Raw genomic sequence first — 23,289 nt, forward strand, 5'->3', positions numbered from 1 at the left:
TCCGTCGAGTACGAATTCCACAGGCCCGATCAGGCGTCGTCGCCGCGCTCTTCCTTCTCCTTCTTCTCCTGTGCGATGGTGCGCTCCAGTTCGGCCATCGGGTCGTCGAACGTGGACGAGCCGCCGCCGATGACGCTGTCGATGAATCCTGCAGGGGAGTCGAGGTCGTCGGCGTCGGGCAGCAGGTCAGGGTGGCCCCACACGCCGTCGCGCCCGGTGATGTCGGCGGCCTCGGTGAGCTTGCGCCACAGGTCGGCCGCTTCCCGCAGTTTGCGCGGGCGCAGGTCGAGTCCGATGAGGGTAGCGAAGGTCTGCTCGGCGGGTCCGCCGGTGGCGCGCCTGCGCCGCATCGTCTCGGTGAGCGCGGACGTGCTGGGGATGCGGTCGCCGAGGGACGCGGAGACGACGGTCTCCACCCAGCCCTCGATGAGCGCCAACAGCGTCTCCAACCGGGTGAGCGCCGCCTGCTGTTCCGGAGTGGTCTTCGGCTCGAACGCGGCAGCCGAGCCCATCAACTCCTCCATCTTCTCCGGGTTGGTGAAGAGCTCCTGTGGGTCGATGCCTTGCGCGAAGTCCTGCATGCCGGAGAAGTCGATGCTGATTCCGTGCGCGTACTGTTCGACGGTCGCGAGCAGACGCTGCTTGAGCCACGGGATGTGCGCGAACAGTCGGACGTGGGCGGCTTCGCGCGCGGCCAGGAAGACGACGATGTCCTGCGCCGGGAGATCCAGCCCCTCCGAGAACCGGGCGATCGCCTCGGGCAGCAGTACCGCGGTGTTGTCGGGCGCGAGAGGCAGGCCGACGTCGGTGGAGGTCAAGACGTCCTTTGCGAGAGTCCCGAGGCCTTGGCCGAGTTGGCTGCCGTACATGCTGCCCGACAGTTGGCCGAGCATGCCCATCATCGGCCCGGCCATCGCGCGGGCCTCTTCGGGAAGGTTGTCGGTCATCCCGCGTGCCATCTGTTCGGCGATCGGATCGCACAGAGTGCGCCACGTCGGCATCGTGTTCTCGAGCCAGTCGACGGGTGTCCACGCGGCAGTGGTGGTGATGCCTGCGGGCAGGGTGGTCTGCTCGTCGAGCCAGAGCTCGGCGAGACGGACGGCGTCCGCGACGGCGCTCGCCTCCTTGTCGAGCATCGGGGTGAACTTCCCGACCTGCTGGCGCGCCAGGTTCGCCGCGATGTCGTAGTTGACGGGCCCCGACTGGGCTCCTTGCCCCATCCCCGAACCCATGCCGCTGAACATGGTGCCGAGCTGATTGAACAGCTGACCGAGCATATTGGGGTCGAATCCGCCTGCGGGATCCGGATTCTGGGCGTTGTCGCCGCGGTCGTCGTCATCGTCGTCGCGCGAGGAGAATCCGAAGGGGAGATCGTTCATACCTCCACGGTACCGTCCGCGCAGCGCCTCCCGTCGGGCTCGACGGAGCGGGCTCGATTACCCTGGGCCAGATGACGAGGAACCCGAACCGCCGACGGATGATCACCATCTACGTGGCGGTAGTTCTCCTGGCGGCGTTCGTCGCCGCCGGAATGTTCGTCCGAGTGCCGTACGTCGCTCTCGGGCCCGGCCCTACCGTCAACACGCTCGGCACCGTCGACACGGCGGAAGGACCAGAGCGCGTGGTCAAGGTGACCGGCGCCGTGGATCCGGACCCGAAGGGCAACCTGAACCTGACGACGGTGTCGCTGCTCGACGGGCTCACCTTGTTCCAGGCATTGGGCAAGTGGGTGTCGCCGTCCGCGGAACTGCAGCCGCGGGAGTCGTACTACAAGCCCGGCCAGAGCGAGGACGAAGTCCGCCAGGAGAACCTCGCGCAGATGTCGAGCAGCGAAGACAACGCGACGCTCGCCGCGTTCAACTACCTCAAGAAGCCGACCGCGGTCGGCGTGACCGAAGTGGCCGACAAGAGCCCGTCGTCGGGAGCGCTCGCCGACGGCGACCGGATCACCTCGATCGGCGGCACCCCCACGGCGACCATGGAACAGGTCGCCGTGGTCCTCGCGCACCACAAGCCCGGCGACACCGTCGACGTGGACTTCGTCCGTGGCGGCACGCCGCAGCACGCGGCCGTGACCTTGGCGAAGCGGCCGGACGACCCCGCCAAGGCATTCCTCGGTATCAGCATGCGGTCGGTGCCCGCGGATCCCAAGCTCGACGTCACCTTCGACGTCGGCGACATCGGCGGGCCGTCGGCAGGCACCATGATGACGCTCGCGATCATCGATCAGATGACGCCGGGGGACCTCTCGCACGGCGAGTTCGTCGCAGGCACCGGAACCATCGATCCGGAAGGCCAGGTCGGCGAGATCGGCGGCATCGACCACAAGGTGCGCGCCGCGAAGGACGCCGGGGCGACGGTGTTCCTGGTTCCCGCGGGCAACTGCTCGCTTGCGTCGTCGAAGGCGCCGGACGGGATCGAACTGATCAAGGTCGAGACGCTCTCGGGGGCGGTCGACGCGTTGAACGCGCTGGGCACGGACGCCCCGCGCCCGCACTGCTGACTCGGCTCAGAAGGTCGAGGCCAGCGCGTCCAACACGTTCGGAGCGAGCGTCGGGTGGGTGCGCAGATCGGATTCGACAGATGCGTCCTCGCCGTCGCGGGCGCGCAGTGAGAGCAGTGCGACGCGCTGCCCACTGCGCAGCACCCCGGCGATGAGGCGGGCCTGACGGCGGTCCGGGTGGGTGTGCGCGGCGTCGCGCGCTGCGGCGTCGGCGGCCTCCGGGTCGGACAACAGCGGCTCGAACGCCTCGTCGAGCGTCGACTCGGCGTCCGGCGGCAGCACGGTGATCTCGGTGACGACCGCGCAACCGACGACCGCGTCGGGCCAGCTGACTGTCGTCAGCAGGGTTTCGAGGTCGGCGTCGCCCGCCTCCTGGACGACCGGGCTCAGCGCCGAATCGTCGTTCGGGTCGATCAGTTCGGGCGCCTGCTGCGCGAGCACTGCCGTGGGGACGAGCGCGAACAGAGTCGCGGGAGAACCCCACGGGCCCGCGGCGGCGTAGCCCGCGCACTGGGCGAGGGCGTTGCCGAGATCGGCTTGGGAGAAACGTTGCGGAGAGTCGGGTCCGGAAGTCACGCCCGTCATTGTCACACCGACCGGGTTGCCGTCGCGAAGTCAGTCGGTTTCGACCGGTAAGTAGGGTGGGGGAGAGCCGGTGCCTGCTCCGGCGGTCACCCAAAGCAACAGGAGAACACAACGTGGTTGGTACACGCGGTCCGATCGGACGACCGACGCTGTCGCGGAGATCGAAGATACTGATCGGAATCGGTGTCGCGCTCCTACTCATTCTGCTGATCGGACCCCGGCTGGTCTCGATCATCACCGACTGGCTGTGGTACTCCGACGTCGGCTACTCGGGCGTCATGTCGACGATGGTGTGGACGCGAGTCATCGCCTTCTTCGTCGCGGCCCTCGTCGTCGGCGGCATCGTGTTCGTCGGCGTCTACGCCGCCTATCGGGGGCGCCCGGACTTCGTTCCGGCGGCGGGGCCGGGCGATCCGCTCGAACGCTACCGGGCCGTCGCAGGCCGGAAGCCGTGGCTCACCGCGCTGATCCCGGCGATCCTCCTCGGCCTCATCGGAGGGCTCGTCGCGCAGGCGTCGTGGGCGACGATCCAGATGTTCATCAACGGCGAGTCGTTCGGTGAGACCGACCCTCAGTTCGGCATGGACATCGGCTTCTATGCGTTCACCCTGCCGTTCGTCCGGTTGATCCTCGACCTCGCGTTCGTCGCGGTCGGCGTCGCGTTCGTCGGCAACCTGCTGACCCACTACGTCTTCGGCGGCATCCGGTTGGGCGGCGGCGGTCGACGCGGCATGGTCTCGCGCACCGCACGCATCCAACTCGCTGTGATCGTCGGCGTATTCATGCTGCTCAAGGCCGTCGGCTACTGGCTGGACCGCTACGACCTGCTCAGTAGCGACCGTCGTGGCGACATCTTCACCGGCGGTACCTACACCGACATCAACGTCGTGATGCCGTCTAAGCTGATCCTGATGGCGATCGCCATCGTGTGCGCTCTCGCGTTCTTCGCGGCGGTCTTCCTGCGCGATCTGCGGATCCCCGCCATGGCGACCGTTCTGATGCTGCTCGCGGCGCTCGTCATCGGCGTCATCTGGCCCGCTGCCATGGAGCAGTTCTCGGTCAAACCGAGCGCGGCGACCAAGGAAGCCGAGTACATCGAGCGGAACATCCAAGCGACGACGTCGGCCTATCGGATCCGCGACGGCGAGGACGTCGAGTACGAGGCGAACTGGACGCGCGATCCGGCGTCCCCGGCCGCGGTGAACGGCGACGTGTCGACCCTGTCGAACATCCGCGTCCTCGATCCGGCCGTCGTGTCCCGCTCGTTCGTCCAGCGACAGTCGTTGCGCAACTTCTACGGTTTCCCGAGTCAGCTCGCGGTGGACCGGTACAACGTCGCCGACGACGGCAGCTCGCAGAAGCAGATGCGCGACTTCATCGTCGCCGCCCGCGAACTCGATCCGTCGAGGTTCAACGAGGGCCAGCAGAACTGGATCAACAAGCACACCGTGTACACGCACGGCAACGGCTTCATCGCCGCGCCGGCCAACACCGTCGACGCGCCGCCGAAGGACGCGGCCAGCTCCGACAGCGGCGGGCTCCCCAAGTTCTATGTCTCCGACCTGGACACCATCAGCAAGCCCGAGTACAAGTCGGCTCCGATCCAAGTGAAGCAGCCGCGCATCTACTTCGGTGAACTCATCTCCAACGTCGATCCGGATTACGCGATCGTCGGCTCGGAGAACGGTGAGAAGACCGAGTACGACCAGGAGGGCGTCCGCTACACGTACGGCGCCGACACCGGTGTCTCACTGGGCAACTTCGGCTCGAGACTGCTGTACGCGGTCAAGTACGGCGAGCGGAACTTCATCCTGTCGGACGCGATCAACAGCAATTCGCGCATCCTCTACGACCGGGACCCGCGGGACCGGGTGTCCAAGGTCGCGCCGTGGTTGAAGACCGATTCGAAGACGTACCCGGCGGTCATGGCGGACGGCTCGATCAAGTGGATCGTCGACGGCTACACGACGTTGAAGAACTACCCGTACGCGCAGCGGATGGCGCTGGCCGACGCGACGACCGACTCACGCGCGCAGACCGCGGGTCAGACGGGGCGGACGCAGGCTGACGAGGAAGTCTCGTACGTCCGTAACTCGGTGAAGGCCACCGTGGACGCGTACACAGGCAAGGTGGAGCTGTACCAGTTCGACGAGAGCGACCCGGTTCTCAAGACCTGGATGAAGGCGTTCCCGGGCACCGTGAAGCCGCGTTCGGAACTGGACAAGAAGCAGGATCTGCTTGATCACCTGCGGTACCCGGAGGACCTGTTCAAGCTGCAGCGCGAACTGCTGACGAATTACCACGTCAGCAATCCGTCGGACTTCTACCAGGCGAACAACTTCTGGTCGGTGCCGAATGATCCGACTGCTGACGACAGCAACCTGCCGCAGCCGCCCTACTACTTCACCGCGGCGAACCCGGACGGCAGCGGCAAGCCGTCGTTCCAATTGACGTCGGTGACGACACCGCTGCGCAGGCAGAACCTCGCCGCCTACATCACGGCGGCGTCCGATCCGGCGAACTACGGCAAGCTGACGGTGATGACGACGCCGACGGATTCGCAGACCGTCGGTCCGCGCCAGGTGCAGGAGGCGATGAAGAACGCCGTCGCGCGCGACATCACGCTCGTCGCGGGTTCGGTGAACGTCATCTACGGCAACCTGCTGACACTGCCGGTCGGGAAGAACGGCGTGCTGTATGTGCAGCCGCTGTACACCGAGTCGAAGGCAGGCGACTCCGCCATGCCGAAGGTGTTCCGGATGCTGACCTATTACAAGTCGCCGGACGGGCAAGTCGAGATCGGGGCGGCCCCGACCATCGGTGAAGCCTTGATGCAGTCGGGCATCGATCCGCGGTTGGCCACCGAACCGGAGGCCGAACGGCCGGCAGGCGACGACGGCACACCGGCCGAGCCGGAGCGTCAGACTCCGGCGGCGCCGACGCCGTCCGATGCTCCGGACCAAGCCGCGGTGGCCGAACTCCGGCAAGCCGTCGACGAGATGACGGCTGCCGAGAAGAGCGGCGACCTCGCACAGATCGGTGAAGCGCTGAAGAACCTGAAGGCGGCGCTCGCGAAGTACCCGCAGGCAGGCAACTGACGCCCTGCTGACTACCGGCACCGATCGCCGACGACGACGCCCGCCCCGAGACCATCGGGGCGGGCGTCGTCGTTCGTCGTGGAGTCGGTGACCGGTCAGCGGACCTTCGCCAGGTACCGCTCGATCTCGGCGTCGGTGTTGTCGGGCATGACCGGCGAGTGATGCAGATGGCTGATCAGGTAGCGGAAGATCAACGCCGTCGACACGAGGCAGCCGAGGGCCAGCACTCCGTAGGTGATGTTCATCGTCTGGTTGGCAGGCAGGTCGGCCAGCGTGATGAGCCACATCGCCGACAGTGCGGCACCGGTGAGCAGGAGGCCGAAAGCTATCAAGCTCATCGGGTGGTTGCCGTGCGATTCGTGATGGTGGATATCAGAGTTGGACATGTCCCCTCCTTCTTGTGAAACGGGCAGTTCGTCCGGTTCCGTACGGCTCACCATACCTTCTTTATGAAGTTCATCACATCAACGGACGTTGTGATTGTTGCTCACTTCGGCACGTATTGTGCGCCGATCGGACCCTAGACTTCATTCGGTCGGGCAGTCGAGGTCCGGCATATCGCGAGAAAGGCGTTCATGCCACCGCTCAGTCGTCTGGTGAAGATTCAACTGGTCGTCGTTCTCCTCATCGGAGTCGTCGCTTCGGCGTACGGCGGAATCCGGTACGCCCGGATGGACGAGGCGGTCGGCATCGGGGTGTATCGAGTCACGGTTCGGATGGACAGTGCCGGCGGGATCTTCCCGGATGCGCAGGTCACCTACCGGGGAGTCGCCGCCGGACGGGTCAGCGACATGCAGATGACGGCGGACGGCATCGACGTCACGCTCGCCATGGAAGCGGGCGGCGAGAAGATTCCCGACTCGGCGGTCGCCGTCGTCGCGAATCGGTCGGCGATCGGCGAACAGTTCATCGACCTGCGACCGTCTTCGGACGAGGGACCGTATCTGCGGGACGGCTCGGTGATCGACGACGTGCGGCACCCGCCGAAGCTCGACGAGGTCATGGCATCGGCCATCACCCTGACCGAGACGGTGCCCGTCGACGCATTGCGGACGACGGTGACCGAACTCGGCAAGGCGTTCGACGGCCAAGGGGAGAGCTTGAGTCGGCTCGTCGACGCGCTCGGCGATCTGTCGAAGACCGGCGTCGAGAGCCTCGACGACACGATCGGACTCATCACGGCAGCGAACCCTGTCCTCGAGACTCAGGCGGACCAGGCGGACGAGATCCTCGAATGGTCCAAGGGTCTGGACGCCGTCGCGGCGACGCTCGAGTCGTCCGACCCGGCGGTGCGGAGGATCCTCACTGACGGGCCGCGCGCGGCGACCGCGCTGACGACGTTCCTCGAGCGCAACGGTGATGACGCGACCACGCTGATCCACCAGGCGGGCGCGACGGTTCACGAGGTGGCTCCGACGTCGTTCTCGACGGGCATGACGTTCGCGATGCTCTCTCTGCTGTCCGCAGGCAGCCACGGGCCCGCATCCGGCGGCGGGCAGATTCGGTTCGGGATCGTGGTGGAGACCGAGAATCCGCCCAGCTGCACGCGCGGCTACGAGAGCACGCAGAAAGCGCTCGACGAGTACAAGCGCACACATCCCGACTTCGACGTGAACTACGACGACTTCCCGTTCAACACCGCAGCAGGCTGTGCGGTCCCGACCGGCAGTCCGACGGCTGTCCGCGGAGCCAACAACGCCGATCTGGCCAATCCTGCGTTCGTCCAGCCGTGGGACGGAAAGCCCAAAGTCGATCCGGACAAGCTGAACCTGAACCCCATCGCGACCCAGCTCGCCCGGATCATGGGCGTCCGACAGCGCTGAGAGTCTCGCGTGGGGTGTCGTCAGTCACGATGGCGGCCAATTGATTTGCCTCTGCCGTTCACCGATGTGTAACGTTGCCGGTGCAGCGCGGGGTGGAGCAGCTCGGTAGCTCGCTGGGCTCATAACCCAGAGGTCGTAGGTTCAAATCCTGCCCCCGCTACTAAATTCAGGCCCGGAGATCATTGATCTCCGGGCCTGAAGTCTTTCTCTGGTCTGGACCGATCGTGAAGCCGATGGCAAAGCGAGTCCGCCGATTCGAATTCGGGGCGGGGTGTGCGCTACGATTACAGTGCAAGAAAGCGACGCGGGGTGGAGCAGCTCGGTAGCTCGCTGGGCTCATAACCCAGAGGTCGTAGGTTCAAATCCTGCCCCCGCTACCAACGTTCAGGCCGGGATTCAGTGCGAATCCCGGCCTGACGCATTCGAGAATTGATCAACCTCCAGATCTACACCAGCGCCTGGCGCCACCCGGAGTCTCGGGACCTTGCTGAATCCTCTGAACTCGGTCGCTGACGTGCTCCGGCGGCAATGGACGAAGTGATATCGTTGTGTTGATATCGGAGGTGGTTATTGTGGAGCAAATCCTGATCCGTAATCTTCCCGCGGGGACCAAGGCTGCGCTGAAGGCACGTGCCGAGCAACACCGCCGCTCTGTCGAAGCTGAAGCCCGCGAGATCCTGTCGGGCGCACTGGAACGTGAACCGCTAACTCTCGTGGACCTGCTGTCCACCGACGAGGGTGCCGAGATCGACTTCGAGCCCGACGGGCTCGGCTTGACTGCACGCACTCCCGAACTGTGATCCGTTCCGGAGCGGATGGACGGGAGTCGCGATGAGATACGTCCTGGACACGAACGTCGTGTCGGCCCTGCGCGTACGAGGTCGCGACCCCGCAGTGGAGAGTTGGGCAGTATCGGTGCCGGTCGCGGACCAGTTCATTACCGCGACGACCGTTAGTGAGATCGAACGCGGCGTAGTCGCGAAGGAACGGAGCGACCCATCACAAGGCGAGGTACTACGTCGATGGTTCGAGGAGCGAGTGCTCCCGACCTTTGCCGGCCGGGTACTGCCGTTCGACCTGGCTGCGGCGCGAATACTCGCGAGCTACCGCGTTCCCGAACATGCACCGTTGGACGACGCACTCATCGGCGCGGTCGCTCAAGCGGCTGAGATGGCTGTCGTTACCCGGAACACCCGACATTTCGAACCACTCGGTGTCGCCTGCGTAAATCCGTGGGAGCACGTCAGTCCCGAGTAGTTCGATGCCGTTCTTTTCCTGCGTCAGATCGCGTGAGTGGTACCGGAGGGCCGATAGTGGCCGTTATCGGTCGGCCTATTGCCCGAGCGGTACCACTCACGCGAGAGATCCGTGGTGGGCCTTCCTCGCCGGAGCGTCGGGGTGCCGGAATTGTCGTAGGCGCGTCGTAGGTTGATCGCACAGACGTTGACGGACCGGCGAATCGTTTCCCGGGTCTCGGGGTGGCAGCTCATCCGGTCCGAACTGGCTGACGATACGGGGGTGTCGGGGGATGTCTGCAGCACTGGGCCCGGAATGGGACGAACACGCGATCGGGCGGGCGATCACGCCGATCCGACTGCAGTCGTACCGGTCGGCCGCACGGGGAGACCTGCACGCGGCGCTGCGGCTGTACGACTGGAATGCCGTGGCGTCGGCCGCGGTACTGATGACGGTGGCGATGGTCGAGGTGATCACCCGCAACGCGATGGACTCGCAACTGACCGCATGGGCGGCACGACGGGGCGAGCCGTCATGGTTCGACACGATTCCGCTCGACGGGAAGGCGCTCGCGGCACTGGAGCATGCATTTCGGAAGGTCGAGGCCGCGCCGTGCGGGAACGACTTCCACGGGAAGGTCGTCGCCGAACTCAGCTTCGGGTTCTGGCGGATCCTGGTGGCCCAGCGGTACCTGACATCGCTGTGGGTGCCAGCCTTGAACAAGGCGTTCCCGTACGGCTACCGCGACATCCGAGAACGCCGCCTCCGCGTGGAACAGAACCTGGCAGCGCTCGTCGCGGTCCGTAACCGCGCCGCGCACCACGAGCCGATCCACGGTCGTGACCTGTTGGCCGATCTCCGCTCTGCGGTCGAAGTCGCCACGTGGGTGGACGTGGACGCCGGCGCCTGGGTCGCGGCACGGTCCCCGTTGGAGAGCGTCGTCCGACGGCGCCCCCGGGCGGGATGAGAGAGTCTGCGGTCAGTGCGGGGCGGCGCGGGCGCGTGCTCGGGACCACACCCACAGGAGTCCCGCGACTGCGACGACGATCAACACGACGTCCACGCCGGGGCGTGCGAGTGTGTCGGCAGCGTCCTGCAACCGTTCGCGGACACTCGCCGGGACAGGTTCGCCGACGCCGACGAGCCCGTCGGTGAGCCAGTAGGCGACGCCCGCGACGATCAGGACGAGACCCGTCACGACCTGGACCGGGTTCCACTCGCGGCCCGCGACGCTGAACGACGTCCCGAAGAGCAGACGACGAGCCCGATCGCCGATCCGCCGCCAGAGGACCACCAGGATCAGCATCGGGACCACCATCCCGATCGCGTACACGCACAACAGCACGGCCGCGCCCGCGACGTCGCCGCGTGCCGCAGCCAGCGTCAGCACGGCGCCGAGGATCGGGCCGGTACAGAAACTCGCAGCGCCCGCCGCCGCGCCGAGCAGCAGACTCTTGACCAGTCCGGTCCGTGAACGCGCGAGACCGGTGAGACGCTCCGAGCCGGGCACGAGTCGGGTGAGGTCGAGTCCACGGCCGAGCAATGCGAACAGACCGAGAACGATGAGCACGACCGACGTGACCGCCACGATCGTCGAACGGTGCTCGACGACGAGACGGCCCGCTGCCCCGAGTCCGACACCGACCGGCAGCAGGAGCGCCACCAGACCGACATAGAACACCGCGCCGTGGACGAGCAGTCGAGGACCGGAACCCACCGACGACGCGAAGAAGGCGGGGAGCAGCAGGGCGCTGCACGGACTCAACAGCGTCAGAGCGCCGCCCGCCAGGGCCGCGGCCAGGCCGACGTCCATGTCAGTTGCCGGTGGCGGTCAATGCGCGATGCAACGCGTCCGTGAACACCTTCGTGGGCTGCGCGCCGAGGATCGGTTCGTTGCCGAGGACGAACGCAGGCGTCGTATAGGTGCCCGCGGTGAAACCGTCACTCGCCTTATTGCGGACTGCACTGAGGACGCGTCGAGACTCGTAATCGGTGCGGAAACGTTCGACGTCGAGGTCGAGTCGCTCGGCGAGTGCGATGAGCGCTTCGTCGTGCAGTTCGGTCTTGGGTCGCGGCGTGCCGCCGGCGAACAGCGCCCGGTGGTAGTCGAGCAAGCGTCCTTGGAGAGCTGCCGCATACGCCGCGCGCGCGGCGCGCTCGGACGCGTCGCCGTAGACGTTCATGTCGCGGAACTCGATCCGCAGCTTGCCCGACGTCGTATAGGGGAGGAGTTCGGGCAGGGTGTCCGTCGACCACTGCGCGCAGTACGGGCACTGGAAGTCGGTGAACATCACCAGCCCGACCGGTGCGTCGACCGCGCCCAAGGCCATCGGATCGTCGGGGTCGCGGTCCTCCCACTCGCTTCGGATCGACTCCGCCGACTGCGTCTTCGCCGTCGAAGAGGGCGAGTCGTCTCCCGACGGCCGCAGCAGAACGAACGCGACGGCGACCACGCCGATCACGATCACCGCAGCGGGGACGATCCGTGACGTCCACCAGGGGCGACGCTGCTCACTCATGCCTGCACCGTAGCAACGGCCCGGGATGGGATCATCGAGCCATGACGCTCACACTCGCCGCGCAGGTTGCCTTGATCGCCGCCGGAGTCATCTTCCTCTGGGCCCTGCTGCTGGGCGTGTGGAAGTTCGCACAGATCATGCGGAGCCCGACGGGGCACGCTCACGTATACGTCGACATCGCGCACCGAGCCGCGCTGATGTACTCGTTCGCCACGGCGATGCTCGCCGTGTTCGTTCAATTCAGCGCGTGGAGCACCGTCGTCAACGTGGTGGCGCTCGCCATCGTCGTCTACTTCTTCGTCACTGCAGTCGCGTCGTACTGCTTACACGGCGCTCTGCGCGACACGGACAATCAAATGCATCCGACCTCGCCGATGATGACAGCGGGCATGGTAGCGCTCATCATCGGCGAGGTCGGGGGAAGCGCCGTCATAATCGCGGGCTTCATCGTCGAGCAATCACATACGTGGAGCTGACGACAGGGGCAAACCCTTAGAGGTTGGAGCCCCTTAGAGGTTGGAGCCACAGACCGGCCATGCGCCCGGTCCCTGGGTGGCGAGAACGTTCTCGGCCACGCGGATCTGCTCTTCACGCGGTGCGTCGGCCGGGTTGCCCGAGCCGCCGTTGGCCGTCCAGGTCTCCATCGAGAACTGCAGACCGCCGTAGTAGCCGTTGCCGGTGTTGATCGACCAGTCGCCACCGCTCTCGCACTGTGCGACGGCGTCCCAGTTGTGGCCGGTGTCTGCCGACGCGATACCGGCGACGCCTGCAGTGGCTGCCAGTGGCGCGACGGTCAGTGCGCCTGCGACGGCGGTACGGATTGCGATCTTCTTCAAACTCACAGAGGTACTCCTTCATCGTTTGGCGGCACCAGTCGTTGGTGCCTCTCAACGGGCCGGAAGCGACGCTACGGATTGCGAAACCTCAGGTCACGTCCACTTTCGTGGTCGCAGTCACAGGTGCTAGCTGAAGCAAGCGTTCAGGATTCCGTCGTCTTTCCAGGTCAGGGCTGTGATCGTACTGTTATCGATCCGTGATCTGAAACAGACCAAATGTGACTCGACACACCGCGGAAAAGTGACGCCGTTCACCGCACGAACCGGTCCGTTGATCGCGTAGATCGCGCGTTGGACGTCGAACACCTCTCGTGGCGGGGGATCTGGCCGATACCGTTGAGCCATGTCCGACTACGCACACGAGTTCGCCCGAAGCACCGACGACCCGGAGAGCTTCTGGCTCGACGCAGCCAGGGGAGTCGACTGGATCGACGCGCCGACCAAGGCGCTCGACGATTCCGCGGCTCCCATCTATCGGTGGTACCCGGACGCGTCGCTCAACACGAGCGTCAACGCCCTCGACCGGCATGTGGCATCCGGGCGCGGCGAGCAGGACGCGCTGATCTGGGACTCGGCCATGACCGGGACTGTGCGCAAGTACAGCTACCGGGAACTGCTGGACGAGGTGGCTCGCTTCGCCGGAGTCCTCGCGGCACAGGGGGTCGGTAAGGGCGACCGCGTCGTGATCTACCTGCCGATGATTCCCGAGGCCGCGATCGCGATGCTCGCCTGCACGCGTATCGGCGCCGTGCACTCCGTGGTGTTCGGCGGCTTCGCGGCACCCGAGCTCGCGACGCGCATCGACGACGCCGAGCCAGTCGCGGTCATCACCGCTTCCGGTGGTCTCGAGCCGGGGCGCGTCGTCGAGTATCTGCCGCTCGTCGCATCGGCGATCGAGCAGGCGGCGGCCACGCCCCGAACGGTGATCGTGAAGGACCGCGCCGAGGTCCCCGGTTCAGCGGACGAACACACGGGCTGGCTCGACTGGGACACCGAGATCGCGGGTGCGACGCCCGCAGATCCCGTCGAAGTCGCCGCAACCGACCCGCTGTACATCCTCTACACGTCGGGAACGACCGGTAAGCCCAAGGGCGTCGTCCGCGACAACGGCGGTCACGCCGTGGCGCTGACGTGGTCGATGACGAACATCTACGGAATCGCGCCGGGCGAGACGTGGTGGACAGCGTCCGACGTCGGCTGGGTCGTCGGCCACAGCTACATCGTCTATGGCCCGCTGCTGGTCGGAGCCACCACCGTGATGTACGAGGGCAAGCCGGTCGGTACGCCGGATGCAGGCGCCTTCTGGCGGGTGATCGCCGACCACGGCGTGGTCGCGTTGTTCACCGCGCCGACCGCGATCCGCGCCGTCCGCAAGGCCGACCCCGACGCAGCCGAACTCACGAAGTACGACGTCTCGTCGCTACGCACCCTGTTCGCCGCGGGCGAGCGCCTTGATCCGGACACCTTCGCCTGGGCGTCCAAGACCCTCGGCGTCCCCGTCGTCGACCATTGGTGGCAGACCGAGACCGGTTGGGCGATCGCGGCGAATCTCCGTGGCCTGGAACCGATGCCGATCAAGGCGGGGTCACCGACGGTCCCGGTGCCCGGCTATCGGGTCGAGATCTTGGACGCATCGGGTGCACCGGTCGCGGCGGGCAGCGAAGGCAACATCGTCGTGAAGCTGCCGATGCCGCCGGGCACGCTCGCCGGCCTGTGGCGCGACGAGCCGCGGTTCCGGGCGTCCTATCTCAACACCTTCGGCGGCTACTACCTGACCGGCGACTCCGGCTACATCGACTCCGACGGATACGTGTTCGTGCTCGGACGGTCGGACGACGTCATCAACGTCGCGGGTCACCGGCTGTCGACGGGCTCCATCGAAGCAGTGGTGGCCGCACATCCGGCGGTCGCCGAATGCGCGGTGGTCGGCATCCACGACGACCTGAAGGGGCAGCGGCCCAGCGGCTACGTGGTCCTCAAGTCGGGCGTCGACATCGACGACGACACCCTGCGGAGCGAGTTGGTCAAACGAGTGCGCGACGAGATCGGAGCCGTCGCGACCTTCCGCGACGTGACCGTCGTCGCCGGACTGCCGAAGACGCGATCGGGCAAGATCCTGCGCAAGACGATGCGGCAGATCGTCGACGGTGAGAAGTACACGGTCCCGTCGACCATCGAGGATCCGGCAGTGCTCGAAGCCTTGGTCGAGCAACTCGGGCACTAGCACTCACGAATTGCAGGTCGACTAGCACTCACGAAATGCAGTTCGACTGCGGCTCTGCGCCCTTCTCGCGCCCCGTCGTCCACGACAGGAGGTCGGCGACGGCGGGGGAGTCCGGAGCCACGATGCTCAAGTGGTCGAGCCCCGGATACATCGAGAACTCCACCGTGCTCCCGGACGCGCACTGCGCTGCCGCGAACCGCTGTTGGCCCTGCGGATTGATCAGCGGGTCATCGGAGCCCTGCGCGATGAAGACCGGCATCGACAGCTTCTCCGACGGCGTGTTCTGTGCGAGCCGTGCGCCGAGCGGCCCCTGCGCGGGCGACTGCGAATACGGATCGTCGCCCAGCAGCAGGGCTTCGATGACGGAGACGGTCGCGGCGGGCTCGTGCAGACAGCGCGCGGCCATCGCTCGCATCGGGAGCCTGGCCTGGACGTCGAGGTAATCGGCGCGGTGCACCTCGGAGTAGCCGCGCGCGTAGGCGTCGACGACGTACGCCGCCAGCAGTGGCCCGCCCGTCATCGTGGTGAGGTCGGTGGCCAGGCCAACCAGGTCGGCGGCGGGGGCCAGAGCGGCCACGCCGAGCACGTTCACATCGGGTGCGTACGACGGCGCGAGGATCCCGGTCCACAAGGCGGCGTGACCGCCCTGCGAGTGTCCCCAGACGACGGTCTCGTCGGCCAAGTGCAGTCCGCGCATCGTGCGGGCGGCCCGGACGGAGTCGAGGACCGACCGGGCTTCGCCCTGGCCGATCACGTACGGGGACGGGCCAGGCGTTCCGAGGCCGATGTAGTCGGTCGCCACGAGGACGCTGCCGCTGTCGATCACCTGCGGCAGTGCAGGCGTCGCACCTGCCTGGAACGGTTCGTCGAGCAACGACGGCGCACAGCCGCGCGCGACGCCCGTCGTCCCGTGCGCCCACGCGATCACCGGGCGCGGCCCGGTGGGCGGATCCTCCGGTGCGACGACGAGTGCGCTCGCCGTCGCGGCGCGCCCTTCGTCGCGGGTGGTCGTGTACAGGATCCGCCACGCCTGTGCGCCGGGAGGGAGGTCGCGGGTGAACGGCTCCGAGCGGATCAGCGTGCCCGGCGGTGTGCCGGGATCGACTGCAGCCGAGTAGAAGTCGTCCGGAGTGGGAGCGGCTTGGTGGGCGCGGACGCTCACTGCAGCGAGCGGGACCGCGACCGCGACGGCGACGACTGCGGCCGCGAGGCGCGCTGCGCTGTGCACGCGGCGTCGATGGCGACGGTCGCCTCGCACCGCGCGATACAGGCGGGTGAGTCCGAACCAGACGAGCGCGATGCCAGCGGCGAACGTGGCGGCGAAGACGGTCACTCCCGGCCAGGCGAGGGCCGCGACCGCCGTCGCGATCGCCGCCACGCCCAACAGTGCGTCGCTGATCCGGGACCACCGGTCGGTCCCGCGGACGGCGTCGACCAACCGGGACACACCCCACCCGATCAGGCCGACGCCCGCGACGACGGCGACCGCCACGATCGACAGACCCTGCCACCCGAGGAGGATCGCGCCGGTGACGATCAGTGCCGCGGCACCCAACCGTGGTAAAACTCGGTTGCCTGCCGACGCACATGTCGCCTCCGCGACGCCCGCGACGATGAGACCGATGGCGATCACCAGTGCGAGCACGGGCACCGACGGGAACGGGCGCACCGCGCACACGGCGCCGACGGCGACTGCACAGAGTCCGAGGGCGGCGTCGCGCACTCTGGGAGGGATCATGGATCAACGGTAGTCACGTGCTGGGGCAACTATCGGAAGTTCGCCAGTTTCGCACGCTGTGCGCCCTGTGAGTCAGACGTCCATCTCCAACAACGCTTTTCGCACCACCTTGCCGGTCGGGTTGCGGGGGAGGTCCGGCACGAGGACGACGTCACGGGGCACCTTGTGGCGCGCCAGCTGAGACTTCACATGGGCGCGGACACCGTCCTCGTCGAGGCTCGCCCCCTCATGGAGGACGAGGACAGCCCGCAGCCGCTGACCGTATTCGGGGTCGGGGACGCCGAGGACGGCGACGTCCGCGACGTCGCCGTGTGCGGCGAGCAGGTGCTCGACCTCCTGCGGGTAGACGTTCTCGCCGCCGGACACGATCATGTCGTCGGCGCGGCCGTCGATGAACAGCAGCCCCTCGTCGTCGAAGTGACCGACGTCGCCGGTCGACATGTAGCCGTCGCGCATCGACTTGGTTGTGCCGTCGGTGTACCCCTTGAAGGCCGCGGCGCAGCGCACGAACACCTCGCCGCGGCGGCCGGGCTCGGTGACCGCCTCACCGTCGTCGACGAGGCGGATCCGCGCGGTGACGGGAGCTCGCCCGGCGGTGCCCGGTGCGCGGCGCAGTTCGGCAGGCGTCGCGACGGATGCCACCGAGACCTCGGTGGAGCCGTACAGGTTGTAGAGGACCTCGCCGAACGCGTCCTGTACGCGATCGGACAGTTCCGGAGTCAGCGACGAGCCCGCGACGATGATCCCCGTCAGCGACGACAGGTCGTATCGGCCGATCACGTCGTCGCCGAGATCGAGCATCCGACTCAACATCGTCGGCACGGCGACGAGCAGTTCGGCTCGATTCTCGGCGATCGCCGCCAGGGTCTTCTCGGCGTCGAACCGGCGCATCGTGACGACGTTGTTCCCGAGTGCCGCGCTCACCAGCCACAGTGCGAAGCCGGTGCCGTGGAACATCGGAGTCGCGATCACCGCGCTCGACGCTCGGGGGATCGGCAGGCGGTCCAGAATCATGGCACTGCCCAACGGCGACACCTTCGCGCGGGGCGCACCTTTCGGCAGGCCGGTGGTGCCGCTGGTCAAGACGGTGATCCGGGCGGGCGACGTGGGGTCGGGAACAGGACCGGCTTGCGCCGACTCCGCAATGAGGTCGTCGAGCATGCGGGCGCCGGCCGGGGCGGTCTCGCCGTCGTCGAGCCACGTGATGATCCGGGGCAGGTCGTCGTCGAGGCCGGCGAGCAGTCCGTCGAACTCGCTGTCGTAGAGGAGAGCGCTCACGTCTTCACGGCGCGCGACGTCGACGAGTTGGGCTCCGCCGAAACCGGTGTTCAACATGACGAGGTCAAGGCCTGCCTTGCCCGCGGCGACCACGGTCGTCACCAGCCCCCGATGATCGCGGGCCAGCATGCCCACGGACGCTCCCGATTCGATCCCCATCGCGCGCAATCCCGCGGCGACGGCGTTCGACCGTTGATCCAGTTCGCGGTAGCTGAGGGAGCCGCGCTCGTCGGTCATCGCCATCGCGTCGGGGTGCTCGGTCACCGCTTTGCGCACGAGGGCGGCTGCGGGGCCGTTGAGGCGATTGACCCGCAGCGTGGTGGCGATGTCCTGCGGTCGTGTCAGGTCGACCATGCCGGAACCGGCGAGCACGCGAACCGCGCGCACCGCCTCGACGGCGTCGGTGACCAGCGTGCTGTCGACGACCTCTCGTACCAAGGCCCCGATCCGGAGGTGACCACCGATTCCCATCTGCACTCCTCGACTCGTGTCGGCCACACCAGACATGGACCGTAAGTTCCATTATGGAACACATCGCAGAATGTGTTCCTACCGGGCGGGGGCGGAAAGCAGAAGACCCCTACCCGAATCGGGCAGGGGTCTCCGGTGAGCGCGTGACCGTCAGGTCAGTGCGCAGATCACTTCAGTTCGGCGCTGCTCTTGCCGAGCACGCGGCGGGCGATGATCAGCTGCTGGATCTGCTGGGTGCCTTCGAAGATGTCGAGGATCTTCGAATCGCGGGCCCACTTCTCCAGGAGCGTGCGCTCGGAGTAGCCGTACGTCGACGCGAGTTCGACGGCCTTGTTCGTCACGTCGGTGCCGGTGCGGCCCGCCTTGGCCTTCGACATCGACGCCTGGAGCGAGTTCGGCTCCTTGTTGTCGGCCATCCAGGCCGCACGCAGCGTCAACAGGTACGACGCCTCCCAGTCCGCCTCCAGGCGGATGAACTCGGCGGCAGCCGCCGACTGATCGGCGGCCGGACGGTCGTAGTCGATCTCGACGCCCGCGTCCTCCAACAGCTTGCGCAGTTCTTCGAGCGCGGCCCGGCTGACGCCGACGGCCATCGCCGCCACCATCGGACGGGTGTTGTCGAAGGTCTGCATGACCCCGCCGAACCCCTTCTTGACGTCCACCTCCGGTGAACCGAGAAGGTATTCCTTCGGGATGCGGCAGTCCTCGAAACGGATCACCGCGGTGTCGGACGCGCGGATGCCCAGCTTGTGTTCCAGGCGGACGATCGTCACGCCGGGGTGTTCCCGGGGCACCACGAAGCTCTTGATCGCGGCGCGGCCGAGGCTGCGGTCGACCGACGCCCAGACCACGATGTGCGATGCGCGCGACCCCGCGGTGACGAAGATCTTCTCGCCGTTGAGGACGTACTCGTCGCCATCGGCGATCGCGGTCGTGGTGACGGCCGCCGAGTCGGAGCCGAAGCTCGGCTCGGTGATCGCCATCGACGCCCACACCTCGTCGCCGCCGCCGAGCATCTCCAACTGCTCGTCGGTGGCGACCGCGGCGATCGCTGCGTTGCCCAGCCCCTGGTAGGGGATCGACAGCATCAGCGCGACGTCGCCGTACGACGCCCACATCGAGTTGAGGACCGACTGCATGTTGCCGCCGTTGGCGACATAGCCCTCGGGGCGCTCCTTGTTGGCGTCGCCGCGTCCGCCTGCGGCGCCCGCGCCCGCCTGGCCGGTCGCAGCGAGTCCGCTGTACAGGCTGGCGAGGGTGTCGAGTTCCACCGGGTAGGTGTGCTCGGCGAGGTCGTACTTGCGACTGATCGGACGGAAGATCTGCAGGGCGGCCTGACGCGCCTGGTCGATCGTGTTGTCCAGCTTCTTCGGCAGTTCCAGATTGATAGCCATGTCTGCTCCTTGATCGTCTGCCCTCTTAGAGGACGACGATGCCTTCGCCGATGCCTGCACCGCGCAGATCGCGGTACCAGCGCTCAACCGGGTGCTCCTTGGTGAAGCCGTGGCCGCCGAGGAGCTGCACACCGTCCAGGCCGATCTGCAGGCCCTTGTCGATCGTGAGCTTGCGCGAGAGTGCCGCTTCGCGGGCGAACGGCAGTCCCTGCTCGGCGCGCGATGCTCCGCGCAGCGTCACCAGTCGCAGTCCGTCGATCTCGGTCGCGATGTTCGCGACCATGAAGGCGACGGCCTGACGGTTGGAGATCGGCTCGCCGAACGCTTCGCGCTCGTTGACGTAGGGGACCACGTAGTCGAGCATCGCGGTCGCGGTGCCGACGGCGAGTGCCGACCAGCCCAGACGCGACAGGCGGACCACGTCGCGGTAGGCGCTCTCGGCGGCGTCGCCCTCGACCTCGCCGAGCAGCGCGGCGGTCGGAACGCTCACGCCTTCCAGGATCAGTCGACCCATGCCTGCGGCGCGCAGACCCATGCCCGGGTCGGCCTCGACGGACAGGCCCTTGGTGTCGGACTCGACGATGAACAGAGCCGGACGGCCGTCGAGCTGTGCGCCGACGATGAACAGCTCGGCGCTGCCCGCCGCGGGGACGAAGCTCTTGACGCCGTCGAGGCGGTAGCCGCTCGCCACGCGGGTGGCCTTGGTCTTCAGGTCGAACGCGTCGAACAGCGGCCGCGGCTCGGCGATGACGACTGCCGAGGTCGGGACGTTCTCGCCCGCGTAGTCGGGCAGGTAGGTGCGCTGCTGGCTGTCGCTGCCGAAGTTGGTGATGGTGGTGGCCACACCGCTCGGCGCGAGCAGCGGAACGGCCAGGCCCATGTCGCCGTAGGCCATCGCCTCGGCGACGAGCGCGTTGGTGACGACGCCGCGTTCGGTCGCCGCCCCGTCGAGCTCCTCGGGCACGTTGATCATCGTGATGCCGAGCTCGGCCGACCGCTTGAGGATGTCCTCGGGTGCGGTCGCCGCGGCGTCGGCGTCGTAGGCGGCCGGGCGGAGGATCTCGGTGGAGAACTCCTTGACCGTCTCGGCGATCATCGCCTGCTCTTCGTCCGGGTTCAGATCGAAGTAGCCCTTGGAGGAGGTCGCCGGACGCTTCGGCTTACCCGTGCCGGACACCTGGGTGAACGCGCGGTTGGCGGCGCCGAGAGTCTGGAAGCCGGTCTTGGTGGCCTCGTAGGCCACCCGGTTGATGGGCTCGCGCAAGCCGTACTTCTCGGCGATGTCGGAGCCGGTGATCGCAGTCAGTACGCGCATCGCAGTGCCGATAGCGCTGCGCTTGTGCGGTGCGGCGCCGACCGACGACTCGTCGCGGGGTGCTGTGTTCGTTGTCATTTCCTCACCAGGTGTCTCGAGCGGACCTCAACGGGGGAGCGAAGTCCTTACTCCGTAGTAAGAAGTGACCTTACTCGTGAGTAAGGAGCTTGTCACCCCCGAGGAGAAACTTGGCGCGCCCGACGGGAAAGTAGTGTCCTTGAAGTATGCGGATCACACACCTTCTCCATTCCTGCATTCTCGTCGAGTACTCGGGCACCAGTGTGCTCTTCGATCCGGGGACGTTCTCGTCCGGCTTCGAACAATTGACCGGACTGGACGCGATCCTGGTGACGCACCAACACCCGGACCACGCCGACCCCGCACGACTTCCCGCGCTGATCGAGGCGAATCCGGACGCGGTGCGATACGCCGATCCGCAGACCGCCGCGCAACTGAACGAGCGTGGTGACGCGGGCTCGTGGTCGGTGATCGGTCCCGGGCAGCGGCTGAGCGTCGGTGCGTTCACAGTCCGTGGCACGGGTGGACGGCACGCCGTCATCCATCCGGAACTGCCCGTCGTGGACAACATCTCGTACATCCTCGACACCGACGAGCAGGTCGGCGCGTTCTGCCATCCGGGCGACGCCCTCTACATCCCGTTCGAGAAGATCGACGTCCTCGCCCTTCCCGCGGCGGCGCCCTGGCTCAAGCTCAGCGAGCCGATCGACTACCTTCGCGCGGTGAATCCCCGCGTCGCGTTCCCGATTCACCAGGGCGTGCAGTCGGATGCGGGCGTCAACGTCCACAACAGTCGGATCACCGAGATGGCGCCCGAGGGCACCGAGTTCCGAGTCCTGGAGTCTGGCGTCCCGACGTCGCTGTAGGTCCACGGCGTCGCCGCAGCATCACTTCTCTCGTCACAACATCAATGCGTCTTAGCAGCCTGGGCCCAGGCTGCTAAGACGCAATGAGCGTGCGACGACGTAGTTGATGTTGCGGCAATCGATTCAGGAGACGTGGCCGAGAGCGGCGAGCACATCGTCGTGCAGAAGTCCGTTGGACGCGACGGCGCTGCCACCCGCGGGTCCGGCCGAGCCGTCCAGCGCGGTGAACGTGCCCCCCGCTTCGCGGACCAGGACGTCGAGCGGAGCGAGGTCCCACAGTGACACCTCGGGTTCGGCGGCCACGTCCACCGCGCCCTCGGCGACAAGGCAGTAGTTGTAGAAGTCGCCGTAACCGCGGACCCGCCACACCTGATCGGTCAGGGTGATGAACTCGTCGCGGATTCCGCGATCGGCCCACCCGGACAGGCTCGAGAAGGCGAGCGACGAGGAACCGAGTTCGTCGACGCCCGACACCTGGATACGGTGCGGCTCGGCGCCGTCGTACGACGCGAAGGACCCGTCGCCCGCGGACGCCCACCACCGGCGGTTCAACGCGGGCGCGCTGACCACGCCGACCACGGGGACACCGTCGACCAGCAATGCGATCAGCGTCGACCACACGGGAACGCCGCGCACGAAGTTCTTGGTGCCGTCGATCGGGTCGAGAACCCACTGGCGACCCTGCATGAGCTGGTCGCCGCCGAACTCCTCGCCGAGCACCGCGTCGTCCGGCCGGTCGGCGGCGAGCCGGTCACGCACCAGACGCTCGCACGCGAGGTCGGCGTCGGAGACCGGAGTCAGATCCGGCTTCGAGTCGACCTGCAGATCGAGTGCGCCGAACCTGGCCGTCGTGAGCGCGTCGGCGGCGTCCGCCAACTCGAGGGCGAGAGCGAGATCGGCCGCGTACAGGGAACCTGCGTTCACGGAACTGTCGGGGAGTGCTGCCACGGCTGACGACGCTACCAGCAGCGTCGTCGCCGTCCGGGCGTCCCGGCGCGCGGCCCGCAGGTAGCATGACGGCCATGTCCAGCTGGATCCCGACTCTGTTCATCGCGCTGATCATCGTCACCGCGATCTCGCTGTTCATGTCGCGACGCGGTCGGGGATTCGCCGCGGCGACGGCGAGCCGCGGATACGTGGAAGGGACGATGACGGTCACGAGTGCAGCGCTCGGCCACCCCGACCGGGACGGCGCGCGACACTGCACCATCACCGGGACCATCGCAGGCCCGGACTCGTCGCCCGCCGAGGTCTACGGACGACTCGTCATTCCCGCGGGATCCGTCGAGCCGTATCCCGGTCTGGACCAGCCGGTGGTCTACAAGCCGGGCAAGGAGGATTCCACCTGGCGTTTCGGCACCCTCGGAGACTCGGTAGGCTGATTC

General features: G+C 67.1%; 21 protein-coding genes and 2 tRNA genes. 12 read left to right on the top strand and 11 right to left on the bottom strand.

Going from position 1 to position 23,289, the window contains the following annotated elements; all coding sequences use genetic code 11:
- Positions 1 to 29 precede the first annotated feature (29 nt).
- Positions 30 to 1,379 (bottom strand): zinc-dependent metalloprotease, encoded by a 1,350-nt coding sequence (locus L5G32_RS13040; RefSeq protein ID WP_237011495.1) that lies wholly within the window; start codon positions 1,377 to 1,379, stop codon positions 30 to 32.
- Positions 1,380 to 1,450: 71 nt separating this feature from the next.
- Between L5G32_RS13040 and L5G32_RS13045 the strand changes: the two genes are divergently transcribed.
- Positions 1,451 to 2,503: a YlbL family protein gene (locus L5G32_RS13045; protein WP_237011496.1), complete on the top strand. Its 1,053-nt coding sequence runs from the start codon at positions 1,451 to 1,453 to the stop codon at positions 2,501 to 2,503.
- A gap of 6 nt (positions 2,504 to 2,509) precedes the next feature.
- Here L5G32_RS13045 and L5G32_RS13050 read toward each other — a convergent pair whose 3' ends face one another.
- A complete protein-coding gene (locus tag L5G32_RS13050) occupies positions 2,510 to 3,088 on the bottom strand; it encodes a PPA1309 family protein (RefSeq protein ID WP_237011497.1) in 579 nt (192 codons plus the stop codon).
- 113 nt (positions 3,089 to 3,201) lie between these two features.
- Between L5G32_RS13050 and L5G32_RS13055 the strand changes: the two genes are divergently transcribed.
- Positions 3,202 to 6,186 (top strand): UPF0182 family protein, encoded by a 2,985-nt coding sequence (locus tag L5G32_RS13055; protein WP_237011498.1) that lies wholly within the window; start codon positions 3,202 to 3,204, stop codon positions 6,184 to 6,186.
- A 95-nt stretch (positions 6,187 to 6,281) separates the two neighbouring features.
- On the opposite strand, the gene L5G32_RS13060 is transcribed toward L5G32_RS13055, so the two are convergent.
- Complete coding sequence (locus L5G32_RS13060; protein ID WP_237011499.1) at positions 6,282 to 6,572, bottom strand: hypothetical protein; 291 nt, start codon at positions 6,570 to 6,572, stop codon at positions 6,282 to 6,284.
- A gap of 189 nt (positions 6,573 to 6,761) precedes the next feature.
- Here L5G32_RS13060 and L5G32_RS13065 point away from each other — a divergent pair, with 189 nt between their 5' ends.
- The 6 genes from L5G32_RS13065 to L5G32_RS13090 all read left to right on the top strand — a co-directional run bounded on the left by L5G32_RS13065 (position 6,762) and on the right by L5G32_RS13090 (position 10,212).
- Positions 6,762 to 8,009: an MCE family protein gene (locus L5G32_RS13065; protein WP_237011500.1), complete on the top strand. Its 1,248-nt coding sequence runs from the start codon at positions 6,762 to 6,764 to the stop codon at positions 8,007 to 8,009.
- An 86-nt stretch (positions 8,010 to 8,095) separates the two neighbouring features.
- A tRNA-Met gene (locus tag L5G32_RS13070) sits at positions 8,096 to 8,169 on the top strand.
- 143 nt (positions 8,170 to 8,312) lie between these two features.
- Positions 8,313 to 8,389, top strand: a tRNA-Met gene (locus L5G32_RS13075).
- Positions 8,390 to 8,581: 192 nt separating this feature from the next.
- Positions 8,582 to 8,809 carry a FitA-like ribbon-helix-helix domain-containing protein gene (locus tag L5G32_RS13080; protein ID WP_237011501.1) on the top strand — a complete coding sequence of 76 codons (228 nt, stop codon included), beginning with the start codon at positions 8,582 to 8,584 and terminating at the stop codon, positions 8,807 to 8,809.
- A gap of 31 nt (positions 8,810 to 8,840) precedes the next feature.
- Positions 8,841 to 9,266, top strand: a complete 426-nt coding sequence (locus L5G32_RS13085; RefSeq protein ID WP_237011502.1) for a type II toxin-antitoxin system VapC family toxin — start codon at positions 8,841 to 8,843, stop codon at positions 9,264 to 9,266.
- A gap of 271 nt (positions 9,267 to 9,537) precedes the next feature.
- Complete coding sequence (locus L5G32_RS13090) at positions 9,538 to 10,212, top strand: hypothetical protein (protein WP_237011503.1); 675 nt, start codon at positions 9,538 to 9,540, stop codon at positions 10,210 to 10,212.
- Between the two features lie 12 nt (positions 10,213 to 10,224).
- Here the strand turns inward: L5G32_RS13090 and L5G32_RS13095 are convergent, their stop codons facing one another.
- On the bottom strand, positions 10,225 to 11,058 hold the full coding sequence (locus L5G32_RS13095; RefSeq protein WP_237011504.1) for a cytochrome c biogenesis CcdA family protein: 834 nt from the start codon (positions 11,056 to 11,058) through the stop codon (positions 10,225 to 10,227).
- Between the two features lies 1 nt (position 11,059).
- Entirely contained in the window at positions 11,060 to 11,764 is a 705-nt protein-coding gene (locus tag L5G32_RS13100) for a DsbA family protein (protein ID WP_237011505.1), read from the bottom strand.
- 41 nt (positions 11,765 to 11,805) lie between these two features.
- On the opposite strand from L5G32_RS13100, the gene L5G32_RS13105 reads away from it, so the two are divergent.
- A complete protein-coding gene (locus tag L5G32_RS13105; RefSeq protein ID WP_237011506.1) occupies positions 11,806 to 12,240 on the top strand; it encodes a hypothetical protein in 435 nt (144 codons plus the stop codon).
- Between the two features lie 33 nt (positions 12,241 to 12,273).
- On the opposite strand, the gene L5G32_RS13110 is transcribed toward L5G32_RS13105, so the two are convergent.
- Entirely contained in the window at positions 12,274 to 12,606 is a 333-nt protein-coding gene (locus tag L5G32_RS13110) for a transglycosylase family protein (protein WP_308192043.1), read from the bottom strand.
- A gap of 337 nt (positions 12,607 to 12,943) precedes the next feature.
- Here L5G32_RS13110 and L5G32_RS13115 point away from each other — a divergent pair, with 337 nt between their 5' ends.
- Positions 12,944 to 14,824 carry a propionyl-CoA synthetase gene (locus tag L5G32_RS13115; RefSeq protein WP_237011507.1) on the top strand — a complete coding sequence of 627 codons (1,881 nt, stop codon included), beginning with the start codon at positions 12,944 to 12,946 and terminating at the stop codon, positions 14,822 to 14,824.
- Between the two features lie 28 nt (positions 14,825 to 14,852).
- On the opposite strand, the gene L5G32_RS13120 is transcribed toward L5G32_RS13115, so the two are convergent.
- The 4 genes from L5G32_RS13120 to L5G32_RS13135 all read right to left on the bottom strand — a co-directional run bounded on the left by L5G32_RS13120 (position 14,853) and on the right by L5G32_RS13135 (position 21,098).
- A complete protein-coding gene (locus L5G32_RS13120; protein ID WP_237011508.1) occupies positions 14,853 to 16,562 on the bottom strand; it encodes a lipase family protein in 1,710 nt (569 codons plus the stop codon).
- 72 nt (positions 16,563 to 16,634) lie between these two features.
- Positions 16,635 to 18,311: an AMP-binding protein gene (locus tag L5G32_RS13125; RefSeq protein WP_237011509.1), complete on the bottom strand. Its 1,677-nt coding sequence runs from the start codon at positions 18,309 to 18,311 to the stop codon at positions 16,635 to 16,637.
- A 167-nt stretch (positions 18,312 to 18,478) separates the two neighbouring features.
- Positions 18,479 to 19,705 carry an acyl-CoA dehydrogenase family protein gene (locus L5G32_RS13130; RefSeq protein ID WP_237011510.1) on the bottom strand — a complete coding sequence of 409 codons (1,227 nt, stop codon included), beginning with the start codon at positions 19,703 to 19,705 and terminating at the stop codon, positions 18,479 to 18,481.
- 25 nt (positions 19,706 to 19,730) lie between these two features.
- Entirely contained in the window at positions 19,731 to 21,098 is a 1,368-nt protein-coding gene (locus tag L5G32_RS13135) for an acyl-CoA dehydrogenase family protein (protein WP_237011511.1), read from the bottom strand.
- A gap of 146 nt (positions 21,099 to 21,244) precedes the next feature.
- On the opposite strand from L5G32_RS13135, the gene L5G32_RS13140 reads away from it, so the two are divergent.
- Positions 21,245 to 21,904 carry an MBL fold metallo-hydrolase gene (locus L5G32_RS13140; protein WP_237011512.1) on the top strand — a complete coding sequence of 220 codons (660 nt, stop codon included), beginning with the start codon at positions 21,245 to 21,247 and terminating at the stop codon, positions 21,902 to 21,904.
- 123 nt (positions 21,905 to 22,027) lie between these two features.
- Here the strand turns inward: L5G32_RS13140 and hisN are convergent, their stop codons facing one another.
- Positions 22,028 to 22,852: a histidinol-phosphatase gene (gene hisN / locus L5G32_RS13145; protein WP_237011513.1), complete on the bottom strand. Its 825-nt coding sequence runs from the start codon at positions 22,850 to 22,852 to the stop codon at positions 22,028 to 22,030.
- Between the two features lie 74 nt (positions 22,853 to 22,926).
- Here hisN and L5G32_RS13150 point away from each other — a divergent pair, with 74 nt between their 5' ends.
- Positions 22,927 to 23,286, top strand: coding sequence for a hypothetical protein (locus L5G32_RS13150; RefSeq protein WP_237011514.1), 360 nt, complete (start codon positions 22,927 to 22,929; stop codon positions 23,284 to 23,286).
- Positions 23,287 to 23,289: the final 3 nt, after the last annotated feature.

The organism is Gordonia zhenghanii (assembly GCF_021738965.1).
GTDB classification, from domain to species: domain Bacteria; phylum Actinomycetota; class Actinomycetes; order Mycobacteriales; family Mycobacteriaceae; genus Gordonia; species Gordonia zhenghanii.